The sequence below is a fragment of the Amycolatopsis albispora genome, assembly GCF_003312875.1.
Taxonomy (GTDB): domain Bacteria; phylum Actinomycetota; class Actinomycetes; order Mycobacteriales; family Pseudonocardiaceae; genus Amycolatopsis; species Amycolatopsis albispora.
The window spans coordinates 2,814,631-2,839,019 of sequence record NZ_CP015163.1 but is presented as its reverse complement, the minus strand read 5'-3'; the positions used below and the strand labels follow the sequence as shown (position 1 = coordinate 2,839,019).

The following is a 24,389-nucleotide window of genomic DNA, read 5'->3' as shown; positions in this document are numbered from 1 at the left end:
CCCCTTTCGGTCGGTTCACAGGTCGATGACCAGCGAGGAGGAGGTCGCGCGGGACACACAGACGAGCATCGAACCCGGCTCGGCGGGCAGGCGGCCGCGGTGCTCCACTTCGCCGTCGAGCACCCGGACGCGGCACGTACCGCAGAACCCCTGCTGGCACGAGTACGCGACGCCGGGCAGCTCACGCCGGGTCGCCGCCAGCGCGCTTTCGTCCCCACCCACGCGCACGGTGCCGCCGCTGCGCGCGAGGTGCAGGTCGAACGGCTTGCCCCCGGTCACCGGCAGCGGGCTGAACCGCTCGGTGTGCAGCGAAGCACGCGGGTTGATTTCCCGCAGCAGCTCACGCGCCCCTTCGGCGAGCGGCGGCGGCCCGCACAGGTACACGGCGGCGCCCGGTTCCGCGAGCGGCAGGATGGCGGTCATGTCGGGCACGCCGTGCTCGTCGTCGGGGCGGACGTCTACGTCGCCGAGCGCGCCCAGTTCGCCGAGGAACGGCATGCTCGCGCGCGACCGGCCCAGGTAGACCAGGCGCCACGGCGTCCCGCGCCGGTGACACGCGCGCACCATCGGCAGGATCGGCGTGATGCCGATGCCACCCGCGACGAACAGGTGCGAATCCGCGTCGACCAGCTGGAACGCGTTGCGCGGACCGCGCACGCGCACCCTGCCGCGCAGCCCGTCGTGGATTTCGCCGGACGCGGCCCCGATGCGGCGGACCGCGATCCGGTAGGTCCGGCGGTCGGCCGGGTCACCACACAGCGAGTACTGGCGCTGCCTGCCCGACGGCAGGAACAGGTCGAGGTGCGCGCCGGGGAGCCACGACGGCAGCTCGGCGCCACCGGGGTCGGCCAGCGTCAGGCTGATCACGTCCTCGGCTTCCGGTGCCGTACGCACGACCGCCAGGTCCAGGTCGAATCCCGTGTGGCGCACCGGATTCGGCCGCGACAGCAGGGGAGCGACGCGGCTGGTGGCGAACACGCGCCGGTACCCGCCGCTCGCCGCCGCGACCAGCCGCAGTGCCTTCGACGGCGTGAAGGCGGTCATCGGGCGGCGTGGTTGGCGGCGGGGGAGCGGGCGAGGTACCGCACCGCCTGGTCCATGCTGCCCAGCTGGGACGGGTGGAACCGCGGGTGCAGGTACTTCGGGATCTCGGTGACGAAGATCGTGGCCTTCGGGATCACCTCGCGCCGCGTCGCGCTGAGCAGCTGCCACGGCCAGCACCGGCCCTTGCCCGGCGTCGGATCCTTGCGGTGCAGGTGACCGGCCGTGGTCAGGAACAACACGGCGAGGGTGAAACTGGCCAGCAGCGCCGTGCGCACGCGCCGCGCGTAACCGCCGTCCACGTGCATGAAGGCGTCGAAGGCGACGTTGCGGTGCTCGACCTCTTCGGCGCCGTGCCAGCGGATCAGGTCCAGCATGGTCGGGTGCATGCCGAGGCGTTCGAGCTGGTCGGCGTTGAGCAGCCATTCGCCGACCACCGCGGTGTAGTGCTCCATCGCGGCGAACAGGCCCAGCCGCTCGCACAGCCACGCGTGCCCGGCCTTCCCGGTCAGGCCGCGGTTGCCGAGCACCTTGTCGACCAGCCATTCCATCTTGCGGGCCATCGGCTCGACGTCGAGGCCGAGCTTCGCCAGGTGCTCCCTGGCGCCCTCGTGGGACGCGGCGTGCGTGGCTTCCTGCCCGATGAAGCCGACGACCTCCTCCCGCAGGCGGGGATCGGTGATCAGCGGCAGCGCCTCGGCCAGCGTGGCCGACATCGCGCGCTCGCCCTCGGGCAGCACCAGGTGCATCACGTTGATCACGTGCGTGGCCATCGCTTCGCCGGGGATGTAGTGCATTGGCACGTCGTCCCAGGAAAAGTGCACGTCACGGGCGGCGATCGCGTGTGCCTGCCCGGTGTAGCGCCGCGCACCACGCGGGTCGACGACCGGCTTGCGGCCGAAGCCGCGAAGGAAGGACATGGACCGACGGTAGAAGCTGACATCAGCCAATGTCAACATCGGCCGATGTCAGCTTCTCGCGGGCAGCGGTCCTGGATCAGGCCTGATCGGGACGGGAACCGGCTTGGGCGATCTGCTCGATCACGCTGACCGCGTGCCGCACGAAGCGGTCGCGATCGACTGGCACGCGCTGGTTCAGCCAGCCCTGGTACAGCCAGGCCAGCGCGCCGAACACGGCCCGGGCGTTGAGTTCGACGTCCCGCTCGTCGGCGTCCTCCCCGGCCAGCGCCGGGCTGCGCAGCGCGAGCGCGATGGTCGCGGTGAACTCCTCGACCAGTTCGGTGCCCCGGCTGGCCAGCTCCGGCGCGGCCAGCGACTCGACAAAGAGCACCCGGCCCCGGCGCGGGTCCGCGGTGACGAACTCGGTGAACGCGGCCACCGCGCGGCGGACCAGGCCCGGACTGTCCGAAGAGGACTGTTCCAGCGCCTCGACCAGCACGTCCCTCGCCTGCCGTGCCACGGTTTCCAGCACCGCGGTGAGCAGTTCTTCCCGGCTGCGGAAGCTTTCGTAGAAGTACCGCTCGGTCAGCTTCGCTTCGCGGCAGACGCCCCGCATGGTCACCGCCGCCACGCCCTGCGTGCCCATGATGGCGAAGCACGCGTCGAGCAGTTGCGCCCGGCGCCGCGCCTGCCGCTCTTCGGCGGCGACGCCGCGCCACGGGCGGTGCACCCCGCTGTCGGGGCCGGGACTGGCGGCCATGCCCCTCATCCTGCCAGGCACCCGCCGCGAAGCCCGCTCACGCCGGGTCGGCGAGGATGCCGTTCACCCAGCTGCCCGGGTGAGTGGCGCCGTCCTGGCGCAGCACCGGCAGGTCGGACGGCCAGTCGAGCTGGAACGGCGTGGTCTGGCCGGGCGGGATGGTCTCGAGGTGGGTGGGCGTCCACGCGTCGTCCGGTGTGGACGGAGTCAGCACGGTGATGCCGGCGGTCGCGGTGTGGCCGGGCGTCACCACGTTGACCGGCGCGCCGTTGTCGATGCGCGGCAGGTGGTAGACCGGGCCCATCGGGTGGTCCGGTCCGAGCAGGTCGACGCCGGGCACACCGTGGAGACCGCAGTCCTGTCCGGAAATGTTGGTGTAGACCAGCGGAACCTCGTACTGGCCGGTGCTTTCGCCCGCCTGCTCCGGGGTGCCGAGCGAAACCGTCAGATCGTCGGTGGTGCAGCGCGGTGTTTCGTCGCTGGCCACCCGTACCGGCGCGGCACCGCCCGCCGCCCCGGAACCGCCCTGCTGCTGCGCGGGCGCCTGGCTCGCCGTGGTCGAAGACGAACCGCAGGCCGCGAGCGCGAAGACCCCCGCCACCGCCGTCGTGCCGAGCGCGATCCGCTTGAGCTGGCTGCCGAACATGTGTGCCTCCCCTTGCCTGTTTGCCTTACACAGGGAGGATGTCCGGGAGGGTGGTCGCGATGCGCCGCTGTGGGATTGGTCCCCCGAAAGCAACGTCCCGGGCTGCCACACGTCAGACAGCACGGTGGGAGCACGGCTCCCAGGAACGTCGCGGCCTTCCCGGCCCGCGGCGGGCCGGTGATGCTCGAAGGCATGAACGACACCGAAATCGTGGCCAACGCACACGAACGCTGGCTGCGGGGCTGGGATCGCGAACCTGGCGCGCCGCCCTTCGACTTCCGGGCGGTGCAGGGCGAATTCTACGACTGGGCAGCGGACGACCTGCTGCTCTACGACAGCGCCGATCCCGCGCATCGGGTGGCGCGCAGCGCCGAGCAGTACCGGTCGTGGTGGGAACCGGTATTCGACGGGCTGGCCGCCGCCGAGCACGAACTGTCCGACGGTCCGCACGTGCTGGTCTCCGGCGACCTCGCCACGTCACGGCTGATCTTCCTCGCGCGGCTGGTGGCCGCCGACGGCACCGAAACCCCCCTGCGGGCAACGAGTTCGCTGGTCTGGCGCCGCACACCGGCCGGGTGGCGGATCGCCTGGGACCACACGTCGTCGGTCAGTGAGCCGGTTTGACGTAGCGGGTGACGGTCCGCCGGAGCAGGTTCGGGGTGAAGCGCCGGGCACGCCAGAGCTGCCGGGTCCCGAACGCGGGGAAGAAGAACAGGGGAGCGGCGGGGTCGGCGATCGCTCGTTCGACCGCGTCCAGCACGGCCGCCGGATCGGCGCCCTTGCGACGGCCGAGCACCCCGGGGTCCGCCGCGCGCACGCCCTCGGCCAGCGGTGTTTCCACGTGGTCCGGGCACGCGCACAGCACCCGCACACCGGTGCCCGCGGTTTCCATCGCGAGCACTTCGCAGTAGGCGTGCACCGCGCTCTTCGAAGCCGAGTAGGCGGCGAGCCGGGGTGAGGGCAGCCAGCCGGCGAGCGAGCCGAACACCACGAAGCTGCCGCCGCCCGCTTCGATCATCGGCGGCACGGTCGCGCGCGCCAGGTGGACCGTGCCGAGGTAGTTGGTCTCGAACACCTTCCGCAGCTCGGCGGCGGGCTGGTCCACCGCACGGCCGATCCGGCACAGCCCGGCCGCGTGCACCACACGCTCGATCGGGCCGAGTTCGGCCGTGGCGTCGGCGACCGCGTCCCGCACGGCGTCCTCGTCGGTGACATCGCAGTGGTACGCGCGGACGGCCGGCGCCCGCCACGCCGGGCCCGTCAGATCGTCGAGGTCGAGCGCGGCCACCGGCGTGCCCGCCGCGGCCAGGCGGAGGGCGGCCAGCCTGCCCAGCCCACTGGCCGCACCGGTCACCAGCGCGGTCATCGCACCACCTCGGCGTCGCCGAAGCTCATCCGCATCCGGCCGATGACGCTGGTGAACAACGCACGCCCGGGCAGCCCGATCCGGCGGAGTTCGTCGGCGATCGGGTGGTCCCCGAGCCGCACTTCGGCACCGCCCGCCCTGGCACGTACCGCGCTCGCACGCAGCTCCCATGGCGTCCGGCGGAGCGCACCGTCGAGGCAGGTGTAGGCGTCGATGGAGGTGGCCGCGGCGCCGCTTGGCACCGGAATTCCCGGCCTGACCAGGAAACCGACCGCGAACCGGCCGCCGACGCGGACCGCGCAGCTCCGGGTGCGGCCGGACAGCCCCAGCTCGATGTCGGCCATCTCCTTGGGAAAACCCCAGATGGACCGGCCCGCCTCCAGCGTGAACGCCTGGTTGACCGGCAGCCAGTGGATGAACGCGCCGACCCCGCGACCGGTGGGGGAGCGGATCAGGAAAGCCACGCCGAATTCGTGGTAGGGCCCCAGATCCCCGTCCACGTAACGAACAAAAACCAGTGAGCACAACGCCCGCCCCTGCCGTGGTTCGGCGAGGTCCACCCCGGCGTACCGCACCACCTCGCGCGCGGGACCCGCCCGCACGGCGAAGGTGGCCGCGGCGGCGGTGGCGTCCCGGATGCGGACGGGCATGGTGACGTGCTGCCCCAGGATCACGTGTCCACTGTGGATGGTCATGGCGCCTCCTTCGATCGCAGGTGCCTGCGCAGGAAGGCCAGCTGGTGCTGGACCGCCTGCCGGAACCACGGGTTTCCGGGGAACACGTCGAAGTGGTCGCACGGGTAGTGCCGCACCTCGGCGCGCGCGGCCACCGCCGCCTTGGCCGCCGCGTGCGGCGGGCTCATCCGGTCCAGGTCGGCGATCTGGACCAGCAGCGGGCGCCGCACCCCGCGTGCCCGCCGCACCGGCCGGTACCGCGTGATCTCGACCATGGCCCGCGGATCGATTTCGTTGCGCCAGCTCGGACCCGCCATCGCGGTGTAGGCCTCGAACTGGCCGGGCAGCGACAGCACCGCACCCGAACCCGGCGGCCCGGCCAGCCGCACGGACTTCGGCCGCCGCACGGTGGTCAGCGCCGACCGAACCAGCCCGCGCGACCCGTGGTGACCGGCCGCGTGCCGGACCGCCGCCAGCCCGTCGACCATCGGCACGAGCGACACGGCCGCCGCCACCGCGGGGTCGGCGGCCGCGGTGACCAGCACGTGCCCACCGGCCAGCGAAGCACCCCACAGCACGATCCGCGCGGGATCCACGCCGTCGAGCCCGCGCGCGGCGGCCACGGCCGCGCGGTAGTCGGCGAGCTGGCGTGCGATCGACACCGACTGACGCGGCTCGCCACCGCTTTCGCCGAAGCCGCGGTAGTCGAAGGCGAGCGCGTCGAGCCCGGCTCCGGCGAATTCGGTGGCGAAGGCGTCGAGACCGCAGTCGCGCGTCGCGCCGAACCCGTGGGCCAGCACCACGCAGGGCACCCCGGCTTCGGTGCGCAGGTCGTCGGTTTCGGCCGGGAACCGGCGGCCCGCGCAGGTGGTGCCTTCGACGTCGAAGGTGACGGTCATGCGCACCTGCCGTAGATCGTCCGCAGCCACACCGTGACCAGCGTGTCCATCAGCGCGTCGGCGGACACGTCCGCGCCACGCGAGAGGCGTTCCAGCGCGCGGTCGTTGAGTTCGAGCAGCACGGTGGCCAGCAGCGCGGCGTCCGGCCCGTCCGGCGCGTTGCCCGCCGCGCGCTCCTGCTCGATCATGGTCGCCACCTGGGGCACGAAGGATTCGCGGTCGCGGTCCCAGAGCTCGCGCACGGTCTGGTCGGCGTCCCTGGCGTCGAGCATCGCGCGGAAGACGTGCCGGTGCTTGGCCCAGGCGTCGAAGAGCCCGGCCGTGGTGCGGCGGATGCGCTCCTCCGGGGTGCCGTCGGCGGAGAGCAGCGCGGTGCCCGCGGTGAACGCCTCCTGGTACATCTCGTCGCACAACGCGGCGACGGCGATCGCCTTGTTCTCGAAGTAGAAGTAGAACGCCGAGCGCGTGACCTCGGCGCGCTGCGCGATGTCACGCACGTTGATCGCGGCGAAGGTGTCCTCGCGCAGCAGCTCGTCGAGCGCGCCGAGCAGGGCCTTCCGGCGCTGGTCACCCCGGTTGGGCCCGCGGCGGTCCAGTACGTCCTTCATGCCGTCCTTTCCTCCGCGCGCCGGCGGCCTGCCGGTAGCTCCCTGGTGCGGATGTCGTGCTCGTAGATGAAGTAGTCGACCTGCTGCGTGTGGCGCGGGCGGTCGGCGAAGTGCGCGACGAACCGGCGTTCGTCCTCGGCGATGACCCGCCGCATCTCCTGCTCGCCGGGCAGGCGGTAGGTTCCGGCGAGCCAGGCCGCGAGCAGCCGTGCCTGGCATTCCACGAACGGGAACAGCGTAGGCGTCGCCTGCGCGAAACCGACAAACGCGAGATCGTCCAGTCCTGGCTTGAACATCCGCTTGTAGAGCGGCAGCCGGTTGTCCGGCGCGCTGAGGAATTCGGGGTCGAAGAACGGGAAGGTGATGTTGTACCCGGTCGCGTAGATGATCACGTCGAACTCGGCGGACGTGCCGTCGGCGAAGCGCACGCGGGTGCCGTCGAGCCGGCTGATGTCGGGTTTCGCGGTGACGTCACCGGAGCCGAACCGCAGCGGGAGTTCCTGCGACTGGGTGGGGTGCGCTTCGAGGAAGTGGTGGTTCGGCGTGGGCAGGCCGAAGCGTTCCGGGCGGCCGGTGAGCAGGCGCGGGCCGTGCCGCGCCAGCCGCCGCTGCCAGGACAGCGGGAGGTGCGGGCTGGTGGCGATGAGCCGGTCGGCGGGCACACCCGCGATGTACTTCGGCACGATCCAGGCACCGGAGCGAGTGGACAACACCACGGTGTTTCCCAGCGCGCGCTGGGAAAGCTCGACGGTGATGTCGGCGGCGCTGTTGCCGATGCCGACCACGAGCACCCGTTTCCCCTGGATTTCCAACGGGTCCCCGGGATCGATGTAGTGGTGCGAGTGGATGCTCTCGCCGGTGAACTCGCCGGGAAATTCGGGCAGCCGCGGATCCCAGTGGTGGCCGTTCGCCACCACCAGCGCGTCGAAATGACGGGTTTCCCCGTCGCCGGTGCGGATCTCCCAGCCGCCGCCGGGAAGCCGCCGCGCGTGCTCGACCGGCGTCTCGAAGCGGATGTTGTCCTTGAGCGAGAACGCTGCCGCGTAGCTTTCCAGGTATTCCTTGATCTGCGAGTGGTGCGGGAAGTCGGGGTAGTGCCCCGGGATCGGGAAGTCCATGAAGGACAGACGGTGCTTGGACGAGTCGATGTGCAGCGACCGGTACGCGCTCGAGTGCCCGTTCGGATTGCCGAAGGCCCAGTTGCCGCCGATCCGGTCGGAGGACTCGAAGCACTCGTACGGCACACCGTAGTCGGACAGCATCTTCCCGGCGCAGAGCCCGCTCAGTCCCGCCCCGATCAGGCAAGTCCGCCGCGTGGTCATGCCCGCTCACGCTACGAGCACATTTGACGCGTGTCAATTCGCCTGGACGTCTGTCGACTTTTGCCGGGCCGGCGGCTAGCGTGGTGGTGCATGAACGCTGACCCGCAGGCCGTCATCACCGCGCTGACCGGGCCCGGTGGTGAGTTCGAGATCGCCGAGCAGGACGTGCTCGGGGCGAAGATGCCGGTGTTCGCGCGCCGGGAGCCGAACCTGGGCGCGCTGTTCGCCGCGACGCCCGCACCGGGGGATCGCGAGTACCTGGTCACCGCACGCCGCCGGCTGACCTACGCCGAGCACGCCGAGGTGAGTGGCGCGTTCGCGGGCTTGCTGGCGCGGCGGTACGGGATCGGCAAGGGCGACCGGGTGGCGGTGCTGGCCGCCAACTGTCCTGAGTGGATAGTCGCGTTCTGGGGCGTGGTGCGGCTGGGCGCGGTGTGTGCTTCGTTCAACGCGTGGTGGACGACGGCGGAGATCGCTTACGCCGTCGGGCATTCACGGCCTCGCTTGCTGGTCGTGGACGGGGAGCGGGCCGCGAAACTGCCGCCGGAGCTGGGAATTCCGGTGCTGCGGCTGGAAAATGACCTGCCCGAGCACGGTGAATCGCCGCCGGAGGTGGCGGTTGACGAGGACGACCCGGCGGTGATCGTCTACACCAGCGGGACCACCGGGAAACCCAAGGGTGTCACGCATTCGCACCGCAACCTGGTGGCCACCGCCCACTACCACCGGCTGATGAAGGCGACGGCGGCCGCGCTGGACCCGCGGCAGGCGGAGCCGGGGCGGTGGCTGCTGAGCCTGCCGTTGTTCCACATCGCGAGCCTGCACAACGTGGCGGTGCCGAGGTTCGCGACGGGGGAGACGGTGGTGCTGACCGAGGGTGCGTTCGACGCGCGCCGGACGCTGGAGCTGGTGTCGCGGGAGCGGGTCACCAACTGGACCGTGGTGCCGACGATGGCGAGCAGACTGGCGGCGGTCGAGGTCGGCGAGTACGACCTTTCGGCGCTGAAGTCGTTCGGCCTGGCTTCGGCGCCGTCGTCGCCCGCCCTGCAGGCGCGGCTGCGGGAGCTGATCCCGGCGGCGCGGCTGAGCCTGATCACCAGCTACGGGCTCACCGAATCCTGCACCGGGGCGACGGTGACCAGCCCGGCCGCGCTGGCGGCGCACCCGGGGACCTCGGGCGCGCCGATCCCGACCGTGGCGGTGCAGGTGCGCGACGAGGCGGGCGCGGTGGTGCCGGACGGGGTGGAGGGCGAGATCTGGCTGCGGAGCCAGTTCACCATGCTCGGCTACTGGAACGACGACGCCGCCACGGCCGCCGTGTTCGACGAGGACCGCTGGATGCGCACCGGCGACATCGGCTGCCTGCGCGAAGGACTGCTCTACCTGACCACGCGGCGCAGCGACCTCATCCTGCGGGGTGGCGAAAACGTCTACCCGATCGAGGTCGAACACTGCCTGGACGATCACCCAGCGGTAGCGGAGTCGGCGGTCGTCGGGCTGGAGCACCCGGACCTGGGCCAGGAGGTCGGCGCCGTTGTTGTGCTTTCGTCGCCGGTGGCCGTGGAGGCACTGCAAGCCCACGCGGCCGATCGGTTGGCGTACTACAAGGTGCCCTCGCGCTGGCAACTGACCGACACCCCGTTGCCGCGCAACGCCACCGGAAAAGTGAACCGCGCCAACCTGCCGGGCTTCTTCAAGGATCTCGGAGGCTAGTCCGGCGCCGTGTTGTCGAAGTGGTCCGCTTCGCGGGGGGTCAGCTGCGATGGCCAGTACGGGCTGCCGTCCAGCGTGGCGTCGGTGAAGCGGATGTCACCGCTGAACGTGGCGTCCTCGAACGAGGTGTTGCCGTTGAAGAAGACCTGGCTGAACCACGCGTCCTTGGCGAATCTGGAGCCGAGGAAATAGGTGTCGCGGTTGAACGTCACGGCGGGCAGGTAGGCGTCGTCGAGGAAGCTGGTCCGCCGGAAGGACGCCGTCCTGGCGAAATTCGCCCGTGCGAAGACGACGCGGCCGCGAAAGACGCTGTCGTCGAAGTTCGATTCACCGAGGAACGTGGCGTCCCTGAACACGCTCGCTCCCGTGAACGCGGTGCCGTCGAACCGGGCGTTGCTGGCGAAGGTGGCCTGGTCGAATCGGGTGATCCCCTGGAAAGCCGCCTGGCAGAACCAGGCGTCGTCGGTGAAGGTGGCCCGTTCGAACCAGGTTTCGCCGGTGAACTCGATGCCGAGTAACCGGGTCTCACCGGCGAAGGTGGCGTCGGTGAAACGCGCGTTGTTCACCCGGCAGTCGCGAAGCGTGAAGTCGATGAGCAGGGCCCCGCTGAGGTCCAGGTCGATGTCCTCCCAGAACCGCCCGGCGTCCCGTAACGCGGGGTCGAGGTGCTCGGTCAGGATGCGTTGCGCGGTGACGCGTACCTCGCGTTCCTGCAGCTTCTCCCAGCGGTCACGGCGCGCTTCCGGCGGTTCCTCGGCACCCGGCGCGGACGACGGCAGTTCGTAGGGCATGCGCAGGTAGGCGCTGATCACGTTGACGATGGTCTGCCGCTGCGCGGAATTGTCCTGTGCGAGCCGGTCCAGCGCGTACAGCCCGGCCAGCCGGACGGTGGCCTTGTCCGCGCCGAGTTGCTCCACGGCCTTGAGGTAGAGCTCGGTTATCCGGCGCTCGGCGGCGTCGTGACGCAGGTCGGCATTGGCTTCCTCGCGGAGGATGAGGTCGTGTCGCTTCGTCGCCAGGTCGTGTTCCGCGGTTTGCTGACGGCGTGCGGTCAGCAGCAGCGCGACCGCTCCGCCCGCGCCCAGGACCACGGTCCCCACAGTGCGGACACCTTCGAGACGGGTTTTGCTGGCTTCGTTCCCGTCCCCGTACAAGGCGAGCAAGAGCCAGCACGCCGCGGCCGCGAACAACAGCAGCCCCAGTGCGCACAGCGCGATGGTTCGGTTCGTCAGGATCTTGTGCTGCCGTGACGAGTCTTCCCCCATCCTGCCAGCATCGCATTTCCCGGTGGTGAGAGGCAGTGACCGTTAGGCTGGCGGCATGCGGCGCCTTGAGCGGGTGGTGGGGGCGGTAGTGGGGTCCGCGGTGGGGGACGCGCTCGGCGCGCCGTTCGAATTCGGGCCCGCTGGGCGGTTTTCCGCGGGTGACGGGGAGATGAGCGGCGGCGGGGGCTGGGATCCCGGCGAGGCCACCGACGACACCCAGATGGCCGTCCACCTCGCCCAGTCGCTGCTCGAGCGCGGCGGGCTGGACCTGCCCGACATCTTCGCCCGCTTCCAGCGCTGGGCCGGCGCCGGTCCCCAGGACATCGGCCTCCAGACGCAGGCCGTGCTGACCAGCGGTGACCCGTGGAACCTCGCCGCCGCGCTGCAGTTCCAGCTGCACGGCCACGCCGCGGGCAACGGCGCCCTCATGCGGTCCACCACGTCCGCGGTGTTCTTCGCCAAGCAGAGCACCGAAGCCACGATGACCGCCGCCCGGCGGATCGCGGCGCTCACCCACGGCGACGCGGCGGCGTGGGAAGGCACGGCCATCGTCCACGAACTCCTGCGCGCGGCACTGGCCGAGGAACCTGCGAGTCTCCCCGCCGTAAGCCCACGCTTTGCCACGGTCCTCGATCCCGGCTGGCATCCCGACGCTGTACCTGGCGGACCTGACCGAACTCGCCGAACGCCTCGACCTCACCCCGGCAGGCGGCTGATTTCCCACAACGCCAGCGACTTGTCCGCGAACGCGCCGCCTTCCTCGGTGCAGCCCTCCAGCAGCACCGCCAGCGGCTCCGGGAAGCCGAACGGCTCCAGGCACAGGTTCAGCGGCCGCCAGTCGCCGGTCGAAATGTCCGTGTTCGCCGTGGTGCCACCGAAATGCGTGGTCAGCAGGTACCGCGAACCGCTGCGCCGCAGGTTCTCGATCGCCTTCCCGATGTCGGCGTAGCTCAGGTGGACCAGGCAGTCGCGGCACAGCACCGCGTCCGCCGCGGGCAGCGGATCCGCGGTCAGGTCGAGCACGCGGAACTCCCGCCCGTAGCGCTCGGCGTTCCGCTCGACCAGCTCCGGCACGATGTCGGCGCCGAGGTACCGCTCGATGCCGAGGTCGACGCCGCTCAGCCAGCCGAAGTCCCCGCACGGCAAGTCGAGCAGCGTCCGCACGCCGAACCGCGCCAGCAACCCGGGCAGTCCCTCCCGCAGCCCGCGCGTCTGCGCGTCCTCGGAACCGGGCCCGGACACCGATTCCGCGGCCCACAGGTTCGACTGGAAGATGTAGGTGAAGCGCTCCTGGTTGCCCATGCGCTCCAGCACGTCGGCGTGCTCCCGGAAGTTGCGCTGCGCCACCGTGATCGGCCTGTTGTCCATACCACCACGGTAGCGCCGCCGCGCGCTAGCCGATGGTGATCGCGTCCAGGCTGCGGGAGATCAGCGCGGGCAGCGAGCCGCCGTGGTCCACCCAGTCGTCGAGGCAGACGCGAATGGCGCCCATGGCGAACACGGCCAGCAGGCGCGGACGCGGGTCGCGCTCGGGGAACCGCGGCGCCAGCAGGCTCGCGATGGCCGCCTCGTAACGCTGGTAGGTCTGCATCGTCCAGGCGTTGAGCGTGGGCGACGAGCGGGTGAGCCGGGCGAGTTCCCAGATCTCGTCGCGGTGGGCGGCGAACTCACCGGCCAGCTCGCCGAAGGCCGCGGCCAGCACCGCCTTGGCGTCCAGTTCCTCGGGCTGCCGGGCGATCGCGCCGGTGACCAGGGTGAGCCAGGAACTGGTGATGCCCTCGGCGATCGCGCTCTCCTTGGTGTCGAAGTAGCGGAAGAAGGTCGCGCGCGCGACCTCGGCGTCGGCGGCGATCCGGTCGACGGTGGTGCCCGCGACCCCGTGCAGCCCGGCGAGCCGCGCGGCCGAGGCGGCGATGCGCGCGTTCGTCGCCCGCCTCTTGCGGGCGGCGAGCCCGTCCGGTTCACTGCGAGACATAGTCTCATTTTGGACGATGTCTCATCGAAGGGCCAGGGTGCGCGTCGTGGGCGAGAACCAGCGCAAGCAGATAGTCATGTCCGAGGAAGAGATCGCGCGGTTCCTCGAGGAGCAGCGGGTGGCCACGCTCGCCACGGTGGGCCCGTCGGGGCAGCCGCACCTGGTGGCGATGTGGTACGGGCTGATCGACGGGGTGCTCTGGTTCGAGACCAAGGCGAAGTCGCAGAAAGCGGTCAACCTGCGCCGGGACGGCCGGGCGACGGTGATGGTCGAAACCGGGCACACCTACGACGCGCTGCGGGGCGTCGCCATGGAAGGCCGCGCGACGATCGTCGAGGACCCGGACGCGCTGTGGGCGGTGGGGGTCAGCGTGTGGGAGCGGTACAACGGGCCGTACAGCGACGAGGTGAAGCCGATGGTCGAGTTCATGCTCGCCAAGCGCGTCGCCGTCCGCTTCGACGCCGAGCGGGTGCGGTCTTGGGACCACCGCAAGCTGGGGTTGCCTGAGCTGGAGGTCGGCGGCAGCACCGCCGCTTACCTCTGACCGCGCGAAAACCAGGCCACCTCACGTGGCGTGCGGTCGCGGTGCAACCTTCGCCGGACCGCCGCGTACCTGTTCCGGCGCGCACACCAGGACCACGACGGGTGGTACGCGGGCACCGCCGCCTGCTTGGCCAGCAACCCGGCCAGTCGGCGCAGGTTGGCGGGCTCCGGCGAGGGCACCACGTCGAGGTCGTTCGGCCGCAGGTCGGCGCCGTGCAGCAGGAGAACAGCGGAACCGCTGAGCACCCAGTCGATCCCGTGCTCGTGCAGGGCACGCAGCAGCGCGGCGGGTTTCAGGGTCGGACGGGATCGTGGATCGAGCACGCGGAACGCCCCAGCTCTTTTGTTCCCTCTTAAACGTATAGCGCACCCCGGGGCTTGCGGCAAGACCCCGGGCGTGCCGCAGAATCATGCGCCGTAGCGGAATTCGCGGTGAAGGGCGCGGATTTGACAACGGGTGGACAATAAAAAATCGGCGTGCCCTCCGTAAACATCCGGAGAACCCGCCGCTTCTACGTTCAGTTTAACCGCAGTGAGGGAATGTGTCAAATCAGGGGTACGAAGACGAATTGCGGTCCGAGCGCGAGTACATCGCCGGGCTGTACGCGCGGCTCGACGCCGAGCGCGCGCGGGTGAAGCGCGAGTACCAGGCGTCACTGGGGGCGAACGGCGTGGGCGCGATGGAACGCGACGTCGAGGTGCGCGCACTGGCCCGCGAGAGGAAACGGCTGGACGTGGTGGACAACGGGCTGTGCTTCGGCCGGTTGGACAGCGTTTCCGGCGAACATTCCTACATCGGCCGCATCGGTCTTTTCGACGAGGAGAACGGGTACGAACCGGTGCTGCTCGACTGGCGGGCGCCGGCGTCGCGCCCGTTCTACGTGGCCACCGCGGTCGAGCCGGAGAACATGCGGCGGCGAAGGCAGTTCCACACCCGCGGCCGCCGCGTGCTCGATTTCACCGACGAGGTGTTCGGCCGTCCCGGCGGGGACGAACGCGGCGACGCGGCCCTGCTCGCCGCGGTCAACGCGCCACGCGGGGACGGCATGGGCGACATCGTGGCGACCATCCAGGCCGAGCAGGACGAGATCATCCGGCTCGACCACCCCGGCGTGCTGGTGATCGAGGGCGGCCCCGGCACCGGCAAGACCGTGGTCGCGCTGCACCGCGTCGCCTACCTGCTCTACACGCAGCGGGAGCGGATGGAACGCCACGGCGTGCTGGTCGTCGGCCCCAATCCGGCTTTCCTGAACCACATCAGCCGCGTGCTGCCATCGCTGGGGGAGTCCGATGTGGTCTTCGTGACCCCCGGCGACCTGGTGCCCGGCCTGCACGTCACCGCCGAGGACACGCCCGAGGCCGCCAGGAGCAAGGGCTCGCTGAAGATACTGGACGTGCTCGCGGCGGCGATCGCCGACCGGCAGCGGCTGCCGGAGGAACCGCTGCCGATCGAACTGGCCGACGTCACCGTGCGGATCGACGCCGCGACCGCCGAATGGGCGAGGGAGGAAGCCCGCGCGAGCGGCAAGCCGCACAACGAAGCGCGTGCGGTGTTCACCGAGATCGTCACCTACGTGCTCACCGAGCGGGCGATCGGCCGAATCGGGAAGGGGTGGCTGACCCGGGACGACCGCGCCGCCTGGGAGGATCTGCGGTCCGATCTGCTGAAAGAACTCGCGGCGAGCGAGCAGTTCACCGCCGCGCTCGACCAGCTCTGGCCGGTGCTGACCCCGAAAAGCCTGCTGGGGCCGCTGCTTTCGTCACGCGAACGGCTGCGGGCGGCGGGCGCGGACGAGGTGCTGTGGCGTGAGGACGGCGAAGCGTGGACGACGTCGGACACGCCGCTGCTCGACGAACTGGTCGACCTGCTGGGGCCCCACCAGCCCGCCGACCGGAGCGTTGACCTGGAACGGCAGGCCGAGGCCGAGTACGCGGCCGGCGTGATGCAGGTGATGAAGCTGGACCGGGATGAGATGGACGAGGACGTCATGCTCTCGCCGGAGGACCTGATCTACGCCGAAGACCTGGCCGACCGCTTCGTCGAGCACGACACCCGCGACCTGGTCGAGCGCGCCGCCGCGGACCGGGACTGGACCTACCGGCACGTGGTGGTCGACGAGGCGCAGGAACTGTCCGAAATGGACTGGCGCGTGCTGATGCGCCGCTGCCCCAACCGGTCGTTCACCGTGGTCGGGGACCTGGCGCAGCGCCGGTCGGCGGCCGGGGCGCGGTCGTGGGGCTCGATGCTGGACCGGTACGTGCCCGGCCGCTGGGTCTACCGGCCGCTGTCGGTGAACTACCGCACCCCGGCGGAGATCATGGCGGTCGCGGGTTCGGTGCTCGCCGAGTTCGCGCCGGGCACGAAGCCGCCGGAGTCGGTGCGCGCCTGCGGGGTGGCGCCGTGGTCGCGGCAGGTCACCGAGGACGAACTGCCCGCCGCCATCGAGGAGTTCGTCCGCGAGGAGGCCGGTCGTGAAGGCACCAGCGTGGTGATCGGGCCGCCGGGTGTGCCGGGCGCGGTGCCGCCGTCGGAGACGAAGGGCCTGGAGTTCGACGCGGTGCTGGTGGTGGAGCCGGAACGGATCCTCGCCAGCGGCCCGCGGGGTGCGGCGGAACTCTACGTCGCCCTGACCCGCGCGACGCAGCGGCTGGGCGTGCTGCACCGGGGACCGCTGCCCACGGCGCTGTCCGGTCTCGAGGAAAGGACTATCTGCATTACGACCTGAGGGCGGGAGCGGCTGCACTAGCATGAACCGGCATGCACGGCAGTCGCGCCCCGCTGGAAGAAGCGCTGCGTGCCGCCACGGTTCCGCTGGTGTCCGGGAAGAAGGTGGGCACCGGGTTCTTCGTCGCACCCGACCTGGTGCTCACCAGCGCCCATGTGCTGGATGCTCCGGAGTCCCCGGTGACCGCGGCGGCCGGGCAGCGGTTCGAGGTGCTGCCCGGTACCTACCTGCCCGGCACGGTGGATCTGGTGCTGCTGCGAGCACTGGACACGCACCAGCCGGTGCCGGTGCAACTGGGCGAGCCCGCCGAAGCCGGTGACCAGCTCTGGACCTACGGCTATCCGGACGACAGCTACCGTGCCGGGGATTCGGCGTTGCTGGAGCTGGAAGGCTTTTCCGAACGTGACGACGGCACGATCCTGCTGAAAACCGCGCGGGGCCGGGTGCGGCCGGGCAACAGTGGCGGGCCGGTGCTCAACTGGCGGACCGGCGCGGTGTGCGGGGTGGTGCGCCTGCGCGACACCAGGCACGGCGACACCGCGCGCCTGGTGCCGGCGCGCACCGTCTTCGAATGCTACCCGTTCCTGCGCGGGCTTTCCGTGCGCTGGCTGGAGCTTCTGGACGACGACCAGCTCACCGCGCTCGGCGTGGCCTATCCGGGGCCGCTGATGCGCCGCTACCTGCGGGCGGCGGCCGCTGCCGGTGACGAGCACCCGTACGCCGCCGTGCTCGACGCGACCCCGCCACTGTCGAGGGTCTATCTCCGCCAGCACGCGAGCGACGGCACAGACCAGCGCGCCTTCGCCGACGACCTGGTGCGTGAACGGCTCGACGTGCAGGTCCTCGGTGGTCCCGGCGCGGGGAAGTCCAGCCTCGTTCGTCACCTGACCGCGGCCGAGGCGAACCGCTGGCTGGCCGGGTCGTCCGGCGCGTTCGTCCCGGTTCCGCTGCCCGCGGCGGCTTTGCTGGCGCCGGGCGGGCTGCCGGACCAACTGGCCGAGGGCGTCACGAGCATGCTCGACGTCGATCTCGACCGGGCGACGCTGGCGAAGTTGTTCAGCGAACCGCCGTTGCCCGGCGTGCCGTGGCTGCTGCTGGTGGACGGCGTCGACGAGGTGCTGGACCTGCAGCAGCGGTCGATAGCGCTGACCCGGATCGACGGGTATCGCGCGCGGGGCCACCGGTTCCTGGTGACCTCGCGGCCGTTGTCCGCCCCTGATCTGCAGCGGGGCTCGAGCAACGGGAAGTACCCGTACTTCTCGATCAGCCCGTTCGACGAGCCGCAGTTCCGCGAGTTCGCCAGGACCTGGTTCGCCGAACTCGGCGTCGATGATCCGGAACCCGCGGCGGCGCGGTTCGTCGACCGCATCCACCGGTCGAAACTCGCCGAACTGGCCGCCGTTCCGCTGACCGCGACGATGATGTGCGTACTGCACGCGCAGGACCCGGACCAGGACATCCCGGTCAGCAGGGCGGAGTTGTACGACCGGTTCGTCGCGTTGCTGGCCCGCCGTCGCGGGGTCGCCGGGGTCTACGAAATGGTGAGCCACTGGATCGGCCGTGGTACGCGCCGGGCCGAGCAGACCGCCGAAGACCTGCTGGCGCAGTTGCACGCCGTGCTGTCGCAGCTCGCGCACGAAAACCTCGATGGTGTGACCGGTCCGCTGCCGGAACGGGCCGCCGTGGTGTTCGCGGACCGGGGAGTGCGCCGGCCGGAGAGCGTGCCCGCCGGCGAGTGGATCAACGTGCTCCGCGAGGTCCTGCGCAGTTGTGGCCTGGTGGTGGAGAAACCGGCGGGGTTCACGTTCCTGCACCAGACCATGGAGGAGTACCTGGCTGCCTGCCACCTCGCCGAATACGGCGCCGCGGCACTGAAAGAACTGGCGCCGCGGGATGCGTGGCGGTCACCGGACCTGGAAGTCCGCCTGTTCCTGGTGGCCCGGCTCATCCAAGAAGAGGTGGAGGTGAGCCGGGCGCTGCTTCGGCTGCTCAAGCGCCGTCACCGCCGCACGAACCTCGGTTTTGTGCTGGAACTGGAACGCCAGGGTGTGCGGCTGCCGGACAGGGTGGAGCGGCAACTGCGGCAGGTGCTGGTGGCGCAGGTCGGCGACGAGAGCATCACGCACGCCGAATGGCTGGCCGCGGCCGAGGCGCTGCGTTGTCTCGACGAAGCTCACGCGGCCGAGGTCTTCCGGACGCTGAGCCAGTCGCGGGCCACCTTCCAGCGCCGGCTGAAAGCCGGCCTTCTCCTCCTCGGCCTGCGCCGGGAGACCGGATTGTCAGTGCTGGCGGGGCTCAGCGATGATCGGCGGCTGACCGGTGCCGACCGCCTGCTGGCCTCCCGCGCACTGGTCGAGGCGGACGCCGCACACGGCGTGCGGGCGCTGGCCGATCTCGCCGAAGACCTGCCGGACACCGATCTGGGACTGGAAGCGGCGCACGCGGTCGTGGGGCTGGACTGGGCGACGGGACTGGACCTCCTGAGCGGGGCCGTGGCCGGCTGGCGTGACGCCAGGATGCGGTTGAAGGCCGCGCGCATGATCAGCGCGCTCGACGCGGCGCGCGGGCTGACCGCACTGACCGGACTGGCGCGCGACCATCGAGTGGCCGCCGCCGAACGCCTGGCTGCGGCGGTGGCCATGGAGGACTGCGGTGCCGGGGCCAGTTTCCCGGTCCTGTCCGGGCTGGCGGTGGACCCGGCCATCGACGAGCGCATCCGGATCGAGGCGGCCGGGAAGCTGGCGGCCTGGGGACAGGCTGGCGGCGGCGAACTCCTGGTGAAGCTCGCGCTCGATCCGGCGATGAGCGTGCGGAAACGACTGGAGGCCGCGGCGAAGCTGGCCGAAGTGAGCCCGGCCGAAGGCCACGAACTGCGGATGCGGCTGGTCGCCGATCCGACGGTCGGGGACGAACGCCTGGACCTGGCCCTGATCACCGGTCCGATCGATCCGGCTGGTACGGCGCGTGTCCTGGTCCGGCTCTCCGAGGACGAGCAGTCAAACGCCGTCGTACGCCTGCAGGCCGCGCAGACCGTGCTGGAGTTCGCGCCGGCCGAAGGCATCGCGGCGTTGGAGCGGCTGGCGCGGGCGAGCGTGGCGACCCCGGTGCGGCTGGAGGCGGCGGGCATGGTCGCGGACGAGGACTTCGATCGCGGCACCCCGCTGCTGTGGGACCTGGTCGCGGACCCGCTGCTCGACTTTGCCACCAGGTTCACCGCGGCCAGGCAGCTCCACGGCCACGACCGTGAACTGGGCGGCGCCGCACTGGTCGAACTCGCCAGGGGCACGCTGGTGCCGGTGGCCGATCGGTTGCGGTTGGGGAAGGAGGTGCTGCCGTTCGACCGGGCGCTGGGCACGGGCCTGATCCGCTCGGCGGCCGAGCACTACACGGGCGGGCCCAAGCTCGACGCGCTGGCCGCGTTGCGTTCGGTGGAACCCGCCGAGGCGCGGCGGCTGTACAAGCGCTTCGTCGCGGACCGGTCCGTCCCGGCGGACCTGCGTGACCGAGCCTTGGCGCAACTGACTCCGTCTGAGCGCGCCGAACTCGAAAAGGCCGGCCAGGAGCCGAGACTCAGCCGCCGCCAGCAGCTGAAGCAGTACCAGTCGCGGGCGGAGGACCGCGAGCTGGCGCCGGAGGACCGGGTGGCGGCCGCGGAATCGCTGGCACGGCTGGATTCGGCGAAGGGCGGGGCCGCGCTGGAAGCGCTCGCCGAGGACACGCGCGTGCCGAAGCCGGTCCGGCGCCGGGCGGAGAAGTCGCTGCGGCGCGTGCGCTAGCTCGGCGGGCTCCACTCCATGGTGACCTTGATGTTCGCCTTTCCGGTGCCCTTGACCAGGATCGCGGTCAGTTTCCCGCTCTCCACGCCGACCTCACAGCCGAACTCCACGGTGACCTTGCCGGGCTTGGCCTTCTCGAAGCCGTTGAGCACGGCATCGGTGACCGACTGCGTCACGGCGGTCAGCGACGCGGTGAATTCGGGGAACGCGAAGGCCCGGGAGGCGACTTCCTCCTCTTCGTTGTCGCCGACCTGGCGCGCTTCGAGGAAAATCTGCTGACCGGCCATCTCGACCGGCAGGTACGCCGAACGTTCGTGCTCGTTCTCGTGCTCCACCCGTGGTCCCCCATCTCGTCGCGCTTGGTCCACGGCAGTCTAGTCCGGCCTAGTTCGGCGGCAGGCGGTATTCGGCGTGCACGAGTTCCAGCAGTTCCGCCACCGAGGTGTCCGCGGCGGCCCGGTCGAAGGTGATTTTCCCGTGCTGCAGCAGGTTCACCCGGTCGCACACGTCGACGACCTGCGCGTAGTTGTGCGCGATGAGAATGATCGCGAGGTCCCCGCGTTGCTTCAGTTCCGCCAGCAACCGCAGGATCAGCCCGCTTTCCTTGGCGCCCATCGCGGCCAGCGGTTCGTCGAGCAGCAGCAGTTTCGCGTTGGAGTACACCGACCGCGCCACCGCGATCGCCTGCCGCTGGCCGCCGGAGAGCAGGCCGACCTCGGCGGTCACCGACGGGATGTCGATGCCGATCGAGTCGAGCGCCTCCCTGGCACGCCGCCGCATCTCCCGGCGCCGCAGGAACGGCAGCGGCCGGTGCACCAGCTCCTTGTTCAGGTGCAGGTTCAGGTACACCGGCAGGTCGTTGACCATGGCGAGGTCCTGGAACACCGTTTCGATGCCGAGCGAACGCGCGTGCACCACCGACTTCAGCGTGACCGGCTCGCCGTCGACGAGCAGGCGCCCGCCGTCGGGCTGGTGGTAGCCGGTGAGGATCTTGATCAGGGTGGACTTGCCCGCCCCGTTGTCCCCGATCAGCCCGAGGATCTCGCCCCGGCGCACGTGCAGGTTGACGTCGGTGAGCGCGCTGACCGGGCCGAACCGCTTGCTCACGTGCTCGGCCCGGAGCAGGGCATCATCCATCACACCGTCCATCACAACTCCCTCGCGGCGAGGCGTTTGCGCAGCAGCGACAGCGAAACGTTGAGCACCATGGCGAGCAGGATCGCCGCGCCCAGCACCACGTTGAACGCGTTCGCGCTGACCCCGGTGAGGTTGAACCCGTCGAACACGATGCCCAGCAGCAGCGCCCCGAGGAACGCGCCGACCACCGTGCCCGACCCGCCGAGCAGCGCGGTGCCGCCGATGACCGCCGACGCGACCGCGAAGAACATCATGGTGAAGCCGCCGTTCGTCGGGTCGTAGGAACCGACCCTGGTGCCCTGCAGGATGCCGGCCAGCCCGGCCAGCGTGCTGGTGAGCGCGAAGTTGACGATCTTCACGCGGTTGACCGGTATCCCGGACTCCGCCGCCCCGACCGGGTTCCCGCCGGTGGCCCTGGTGTGGATGCCGAACCGGGTCGCCGACAGCAGCAGCTGCCCGAGCGCCACGATCACCACCGCCCAGGCGAACTCCGACCAGCGCGCCCCGCCGAACACCCCGACCAGCCAGCCCTCCGACGGCGCGCCGACCGGGCGGGCGTCGGAGATGATCAGCACCAGGCCCTGGAGCAGGAAGGCCATGCCCAGCGTGGTGATGAACGACGGAATGCCGAGCACGGTCCGGATCAGCCCGTTGACCACGCCGATCAGCGTGCTCACCAGCACCGCGCCGACCAAAGCCAGCCACAGCGGCGCGCCGTTGACCGAGAACAGCATCAGCGTGAACGGCGCGAGCGTGAACACGAACCCCGCGGACAGGTCGATTTCGCCGCAGATCAGCAGCATCACCTGGCCGGTGGCGATGATCGCCCACGGCGCCACGTACTGCGCGATCGTCTGGTAGTTCTCCGCGGAGTTGAACGCGTCGCTGGTGGCGGTGAAGTAACCCGCGGCGGCGACGGTGACCAGGAGGATGCTCAGTTCCCTGATCCGCAGCAGGCCGAGCAGGGCGGAGCGCCCGGAGTCCGGCATCGGTGGCCCTTCCTCGCGGCTGGCTCAGCGGGTCAGCGCCGACGGCGGCGGCAGCGGGATCGACGGTGGCATCGGGACCAGCGTGTTGTTCGGCCCGCCCTGGAACTTGCTGCCCGCGGTGGCGTACGGGCCGGCGTTCTCCTTGGTGACGAAGGTCAGCCCGGTGTCGGTGACCGGTGGCGCGACCAGCGTGCCGGACAGCCGGTACAGGTAGAGGTAGAGCACGGACAGGAAGCCCTGCAGGTACGGGGACTGGTCGATGGTGAAGTCCAGCGCGCCGGACGCCACGCCCTGCACGGTTTCGTCGAGCAGGTCGAACCCGCCGCCGCCGACGCGGCCGGTCAGCCCGCGGTCGGTGATCAGGCTCGCGCAGGCCGCGGTGCTGCCCGCGTCGACGGCGTAGATGCCCTGGACGCCGGGGTTTCCGGTGTAGGCGGCGGTCATCGCGTTGAGTTCGCCGGCCTGCTCGGCGCCGGTGTTGACCGAGCGCACGGTCACGCCGGGGGCGGCCTGCTTGAGCGCGTCGACGATGCCGTCGAGCCGCGGCTGCACGTTGTTGCCGCCCGGCTGGGAAATGCCGACCAGGATCTCACCGGAGGTCACCTTCTCGGCGATCCGCTGGCCCATCTTGAACCCGGACAGGTAGAGGTCCTGGCCGACGTAGGCGAGCGGGTGGTTGCCCGCCGCGTTCGCGTTGTAGGCGAGCACCGGGATCCCGGCGGCCAGCGCGCGCTTGGTCAGCTCGACGAAGGCGTTGTTGTCGGTCAGCGAGATCGCGATGCCGTCGGCCTTGCCGTTGAGCGCGGTTTCCATCGCGCTGGCCATCTGCGCGACGTTGCCGTTCTCCGAACCGGTCCACTGCGGTTCGGGGATGCCGAGCAGCGCGGCGGCGTCGGCGAGGCCGGTGCGGGTCGGCACGAAGAAGGAGTTCGTGGTGACGTGGTTGACGAACACGAACCGCCAGTCGGGGGTGTCCGGGAAGGTGCCCGTGCTCCGCTGGCCCTCCTGGACGCCGGTGCACGCGGACAGCAGCGCGCTCGCGGCGAGGACTCCGCCGCCCGCGCCGAGATAGCCCAGTGCGGCTCTGCGGGACGTGGTGCTGTCGGACTTCGCGAACCCCATCGTTCGACCCCGCATCCGTCTCGGCGGCAATGCTTGAATCATTGGATGATTGGGGTACGGAAGTCAAGGGCGCCCGGTTTGACTTCGGCCGGGGCGCCGCCGATGATCCGGTGGTGGAGAGCAGCAGTTCAGCGGGTCCGCTCGGCAGGCACCGGACCATGCACGGCCAGGTGGTGGAGTGGATCGGGCGGCGCATCGTCTCCGGAGAGCTGTCCTACGGGAGCAGGCTGCCGAACGAGGCCGAGCTGGCCGCGCAGCTGAAGGTCAGCCGCGGTGGCGTGCGGGAGGCGGTCAAAGCCTTGGCCGCCAAGGGATTGGTGGACGCGCGGCCGCGGCTGGGCACGCGCGTGCGGCCGCGTCACGAGTGGAACCTGATGGACCGCGAGGTGATCGACTGGCACGGCCAGGTGGCCGCGCCGGAGTTCCTCGACGACCTGCTGGAGCTGCGCCTGATGGTCGAGCCGGGCGCCGCGCAGCTGGCCGCCGAGCGCGCCACCGCCGAGCAGATCGCCACCCTGGAGAACGCCTACGCCGGCATGGCGGAGTTCGCGCCACGCCTGCCGGAGCACGAACAGTCCTTTGTGGACGCCGACCTGGCGTTCCACCTGACCCTGTTGCGGGCCAGCGGGAACCAGCTGATCGAGCAGCTGGGCAGGCTGCTGGAAACCAGCCTGCGGCACGGGCTGGCGGCCAGCTCGCACGCCCCCGGCGGGGTGGCGGCCACGCTGCCGCTGCACCACGCCGTGCTGGCCGCCGTCCGCGGGCACCGCCCGGTCGCCGCCCACCGAGCCATGCGGCGGCTGATCGAGACCACCACCAGCGCGGTCAACCGGATGAGCTGACCGGGCCAGGGGCGAACCGATCACCGGATCGGGCGGGGCGCGCGATCCGCGTTCCCATGACACGTGGTGTTCTGATCGCTACGGTG

General features: G+C 70.8%; 23 protein-coding genes and 1 pseudogene. 7 read left to right on the top strand and 17 right to left on the bottom strand.

From position 1 onward, the window contains the following. Positions 1-15 precede the first annotated feature (15 nt). The 4 genes from A4R43_RS13185 to A4R43_RS13170 all read right to left on the bottom strand — a co-directional run bounded on the left by A4R43_RS13185 (position 16) and on the right by A4R43_RS13170 (position 3,346). The gene (locus A4R43_RS13185) at positions 16-1,044 is read right to left on the bottom strand and encodes a PDR/VanB family oxidoreductase (protein ID WP_113692609.1); all 1,029 of its coding nucleotides are present in this window, start codon (positions 1,042-1,044) and stop codon (positions 16-18) included. Further along, entirely contained in the window at positions 1,041-1,961 is a 921-nt protein-coding gene (locus tag A4R43_RS13180) for a metal-dependent hydrolase (RefSeq protein WP_113692608.1), read from the bottom strand. The genes A4R43_RS13185 and A4R43_RS13180 overlap by 4 nt, the downstream gene beginning before the upstream one ends. Before the next feature lie 76 nt (positions 1,962-2,037). Then, positions 2,038-2,700, bottom strand: a complete 663-nt coding sequence (locus A4R43_RS13175; protein WP_113692607.1) for a TetR/AcrR family transcriptional regulator — start codon at positions 2,698-2,700, stop codon at positions 2,038-2,040. A 37-nt stretch (positions 2,701-2,737) separates the two neighbouring features. After that, positions 2,738-3,346 (bottom strand): DUF4232 domain-containing protein, encoded by a 609-nt coding sequence (locus A4R43_RS13170; RefSeq protein WP_113692606.1) that lies wholly within the window; start codon positions 3,344-3,346, stop codon positions 2,738-2,740. A gap of 192 nt (positions 3,347-3,538) precedes the next feature. Between A4R43_RS13170 and A4R43_RS13165 the strand changes: the two genes are divergently transcribed. Next, a complete protein-coding gene (locus A4R43_RS13165) occupies positions 3,539-3,970 on the top strand; it encodes a YybH family protein (protein ID WP_113697550.1) in 432 nt (143 codons plus the stop codon). On the opposite strand, the gene A4R43_RS13160 is transcribed toward A4R43_RS13165, so the two are convergent. Genes A4R43_RS13160 through A4R43_RS13140 form a run of 5 tightly spaced genes read right to left on the bottom strand, consistent with a single transcriptional unit; the run spans position 3,954 to position 8,215 of the window. Continuing rightward, positions 3,954-4,712: an SDR family NAD(P)-dependent oxidoreductase gene (locus tag A4R43_RS13160; protein ID WP_113692605.1), complete on the bottom strand. Its 759-nt coding sequence runs from the start codon at positions 4,710-4,712 to the stop codon at positions 3,954-3,956. The two genes, A4R43_RS13165 and A4R43_RS13160, sit on opposite strands and share 17 nt — an antisense overlap. Continuing rightward, a complete protein-coding gene (locus A4R43_RS13155) occupies positions 4,709-5,407 on the bottom strand; it encodes an acetoacetate decarboxylase family protein (RefSeq protein WP_205215323.1) in 699 nt (232 codons plus the stop codon). The genes A4R43_RS13160 and A4R43_RS13155 overlap by 4 nt, the downstream gene beginning before the upstream one ends. Further along, complete coding sequence (locus tag A4R43_RS13150) at positions 5,404-6,285, bottom strand: alpha/beta hydrolase (RefSeq protein ID WP_113692604.1); 882 nt, start codon at positions 6,283-6,285, stop codon at positions 5,404-5,406. The genes A4R43_RS13155 and A4R43_RS13150 overlap by 4 nt, the downstream gene beginning before the upstream one ends. Continuing rightward, positions 6,282-6,893: a TetR/AcrR family transcriptional regulator gene (locus tag A4R43_RS13145; RefSeq protein WP_113692603.1), complete on the bottom strand. Its 612-nt coding sequence runs from the start codon at positions 6,891-6,893 to the stop codon at positions 6,282-6,284. Before A4R43_RS13145 ends, A4R43_RS13150 begins: the two co-directional genes overlap by 4 nt. After that, the gene (locus tag A4R43_RS13140) at positions 6,890-8,215 is read right to left on the bottom strand and encodes a flavin-containing monooxygenase (protein WP_113692602.1); all 1,326 of its coding nucleotides are present in this window, start codon (positions 8,213-8,215) and stop codon (positions 6,890-6,892) included. The genes A4R43_RS13145 and A4R43_RS13140 overlap by 4 nt, the downstream gene beginning before the upstream one ends. Before the next feature lie 90 nt (positions 8,216-8,305). On the opposite strand from A4R43_RS13140, the gene casG reads away from it, so the two are divergent. Beyond that, positions 8,306-9,928 (top strand): steroid-24-oyl-CoA synthetase, encoded by a 1,623-nt coding sequence (gene casG, locus A4R43_RS13135; RefSeq protein ID WP_113692601.1) that lies wholly within the window; start codon positions 8,306-8,308, stop codon positions 9,926-9,928. Here casG and A4R43_RS13130 read toward each other — a convergent pair. After that, positions 9,925-11,193 carry a pentapeptide repeat-containing protein gene (locus A4R43_RS13130; protein WP_113692600.1) on the bottom strand — a complete coding sequence of 423 codons (1,269 nt, stop codon included), beginning with the start codon at positions 11,191-11,193 and terminating at the stop codon, positions 9,925-9,927. The two genes, casG and A4R43_RS13130, sit on opposite strands and share 4 nt — an antisense overlap. A 55-nt stretch (positions 11,194-11,248) precedes the next feature. Here A4R43_RS13130 and A4R43_RS44750 point away from each other — a divergent pair. Beyond that, a pseudogene (locus A4R43_RS44750) lies at positions 11,249-11,725 on the top strand (ADP-ribosylglycohydrolase family protein); the annotation flags it as partial. Between the two features lie 164 nt (positions 11,726-11,889). On the opposite strand, the gene A4R43_RS13120 reads toward A4R43_RS44750, so the two are convergent. Then, positions 11,890-12,561, bottom strand: coding sequence for a class I SAM-dependent methyltransferase (locus A4R43_RS13120; RefSeq protein ID WP_113692599.1), 672 nt, complete (start codon positions 12,559-12,561; stop codon positions 11,890-11,892). A gap of 25 nt (positions 12,562-12,586) precedes the next feature. Beyond that, positions 12,587-13,168: a TetR family transcriptional regulator gene (locus tag A4R43_RS13115; RefSeq protein WP_113692598.1), complete on the bottom strand. Its 582-nt coding sequence runs from the start codon at positions 13,166-13,168 to the stop codon at positions 12,587-12,589. Between the two features lie 46 nt (positions 13,169-13,214). On the opposite strand from A4R43_RS13115, the gene A4R43_RS13110 reads away from it, so the two are divergent. After that, entirely contained in the window at positions 13,215-13,712 is a 498-nt protein-coding gene (locus A4R43_RS13110) for a pyridoxamine 5'-phosphate oxidase family protein (protein WP_113697548.1), read from the top strand. Here A4R43_RS13110 and A4R43_RS13105 read toward each other — a convergent pair. Then, positions 13,703-14,035 (bottom strand): hypothetical protein, encoded by a 333-nt coding sequence (locus tag A4R43_RS13105; protein ID WP_113692597.1) that lies wholly within the window; start codon positions 14,033-14,035, stop codon positions 13,703-13,705. The two genes, A4R43_RS13110 and A4R43_RS13105, sit on opposite strands and share 10 nt — an antisense overlap. 218 nt (positions 14,036-14,253) lie before the next feature. Between A4R43_RS13105 and helR the strand changes: the two genes are divergently transcribed. Together helR and A4R43_RS13095 are read left to right on the top strand one after the other, a co-directional pair. After that, positions 14,254-16,437 (top strand): RNA polymerase recycling motor ATPase HelR, encoded by a 2,184-nt coding sequence (gene helR / locus A4R43_RS13100; protein WP_205215322.1) that lies wholly within the window; start codon positions 14,254-14,256, stop codon positions 16,435-16,437. Positions 16,438-16,469: 32 nt separating this feature from the next. Continuing rightward, positions 16,470-20,213, top strand: coding sequence for a serine protease (locus tag A4R43_RS13095; RefSeq protein ID WP_113692595.1), 3,744 nt, complete (start codon positions 16,470-16,472; stop codon positions 20,211-20,213). Here the strand turns inward: A4R43_RS13095 and A4R43_RS13090 are convergent. The 4 genes from A4R43_RS13090 to A4R43_RS13075 are packed head-to-tail and all read right to left on the bottom strand — an operon-like array spanning position 20,210 to position 23,461. Then, positions 20,210-20,548 carry a CU044_2847 family protein gene (locus A4R43_RS13090; RefSeq protein WP_236808960.1) on the bottom strand — a complete coding sequence of 113 codons (339 nt, stop codon included), beginning with the start codon at positions 20,546-20,548 and terminating at the stop codon, positions 20,210-20,212. The genes A4R43_RS13095 and A4R43_RS13090 overlap by 4 nt on opposite strands. 49 nt (positions 20,549-20,597) lie before the next feature. Further along, on the bottom strand, positions 20,598-21,362 hold the full coding sequence (locus tag A4R43_RS13085; protein ID WP_236808958.1) for an ATP-binding cassette domain-containing protein: 765 nt from the start codon (positions 21,360-21,362) through the stop codon (positions 20,598-20,600). Further along, positions 21,362-22,339 carry an ABC transporter permease gene (locus tag A4R43_RS13080; protein WP_113692594.1) on the bottom strand — a complete coding sequence of 326 codons (978 nt, stop codon included), beginning with the start codon at positions 22,337-22,339 and terminating at the stop codon, positions 21,362-21,364. Before A4R43_RS13080 ends, A4R43_RS13085 begins: the two co-directional genes overlap by 1 nt. Before the next feature lie 24 nt (positions 22,340-22,363). Next, positions 22,364-23,461 carry a substrate-binding domain-containing protein gene (locus A4R43_RS13075; RefSeq protein WP_113692593.1) on the bottom strand — a complete coding sequence of 366 codons (1,098 nt, stop codon included), beginning with the start codon at positions 23,459-23,461 and terminating at the stop codon, positions 22,364-22,366. Between the two features lie 113 nt (positions 23,462-23,574). On the opposite strand from A4R43_RS13075, the gene A4R43_RS13070 reads away from it, so the two are divergent. After that, positions 23,575-24,303 carry a FadR/GntR family transcriptional regulator gene (locus tag A4R43_RS13070; protein WP_236808956.1) on the top strand — a complete coding sequence of 243 codons (729 nt, stop codon included), beginning with the start codon at positions 23,575-23,577 and terminating at the stop codon, positions 24,301-24,303. The last annotated feature ends 86 nt before the right edge of the window (positions 24,304-24,389 follow it).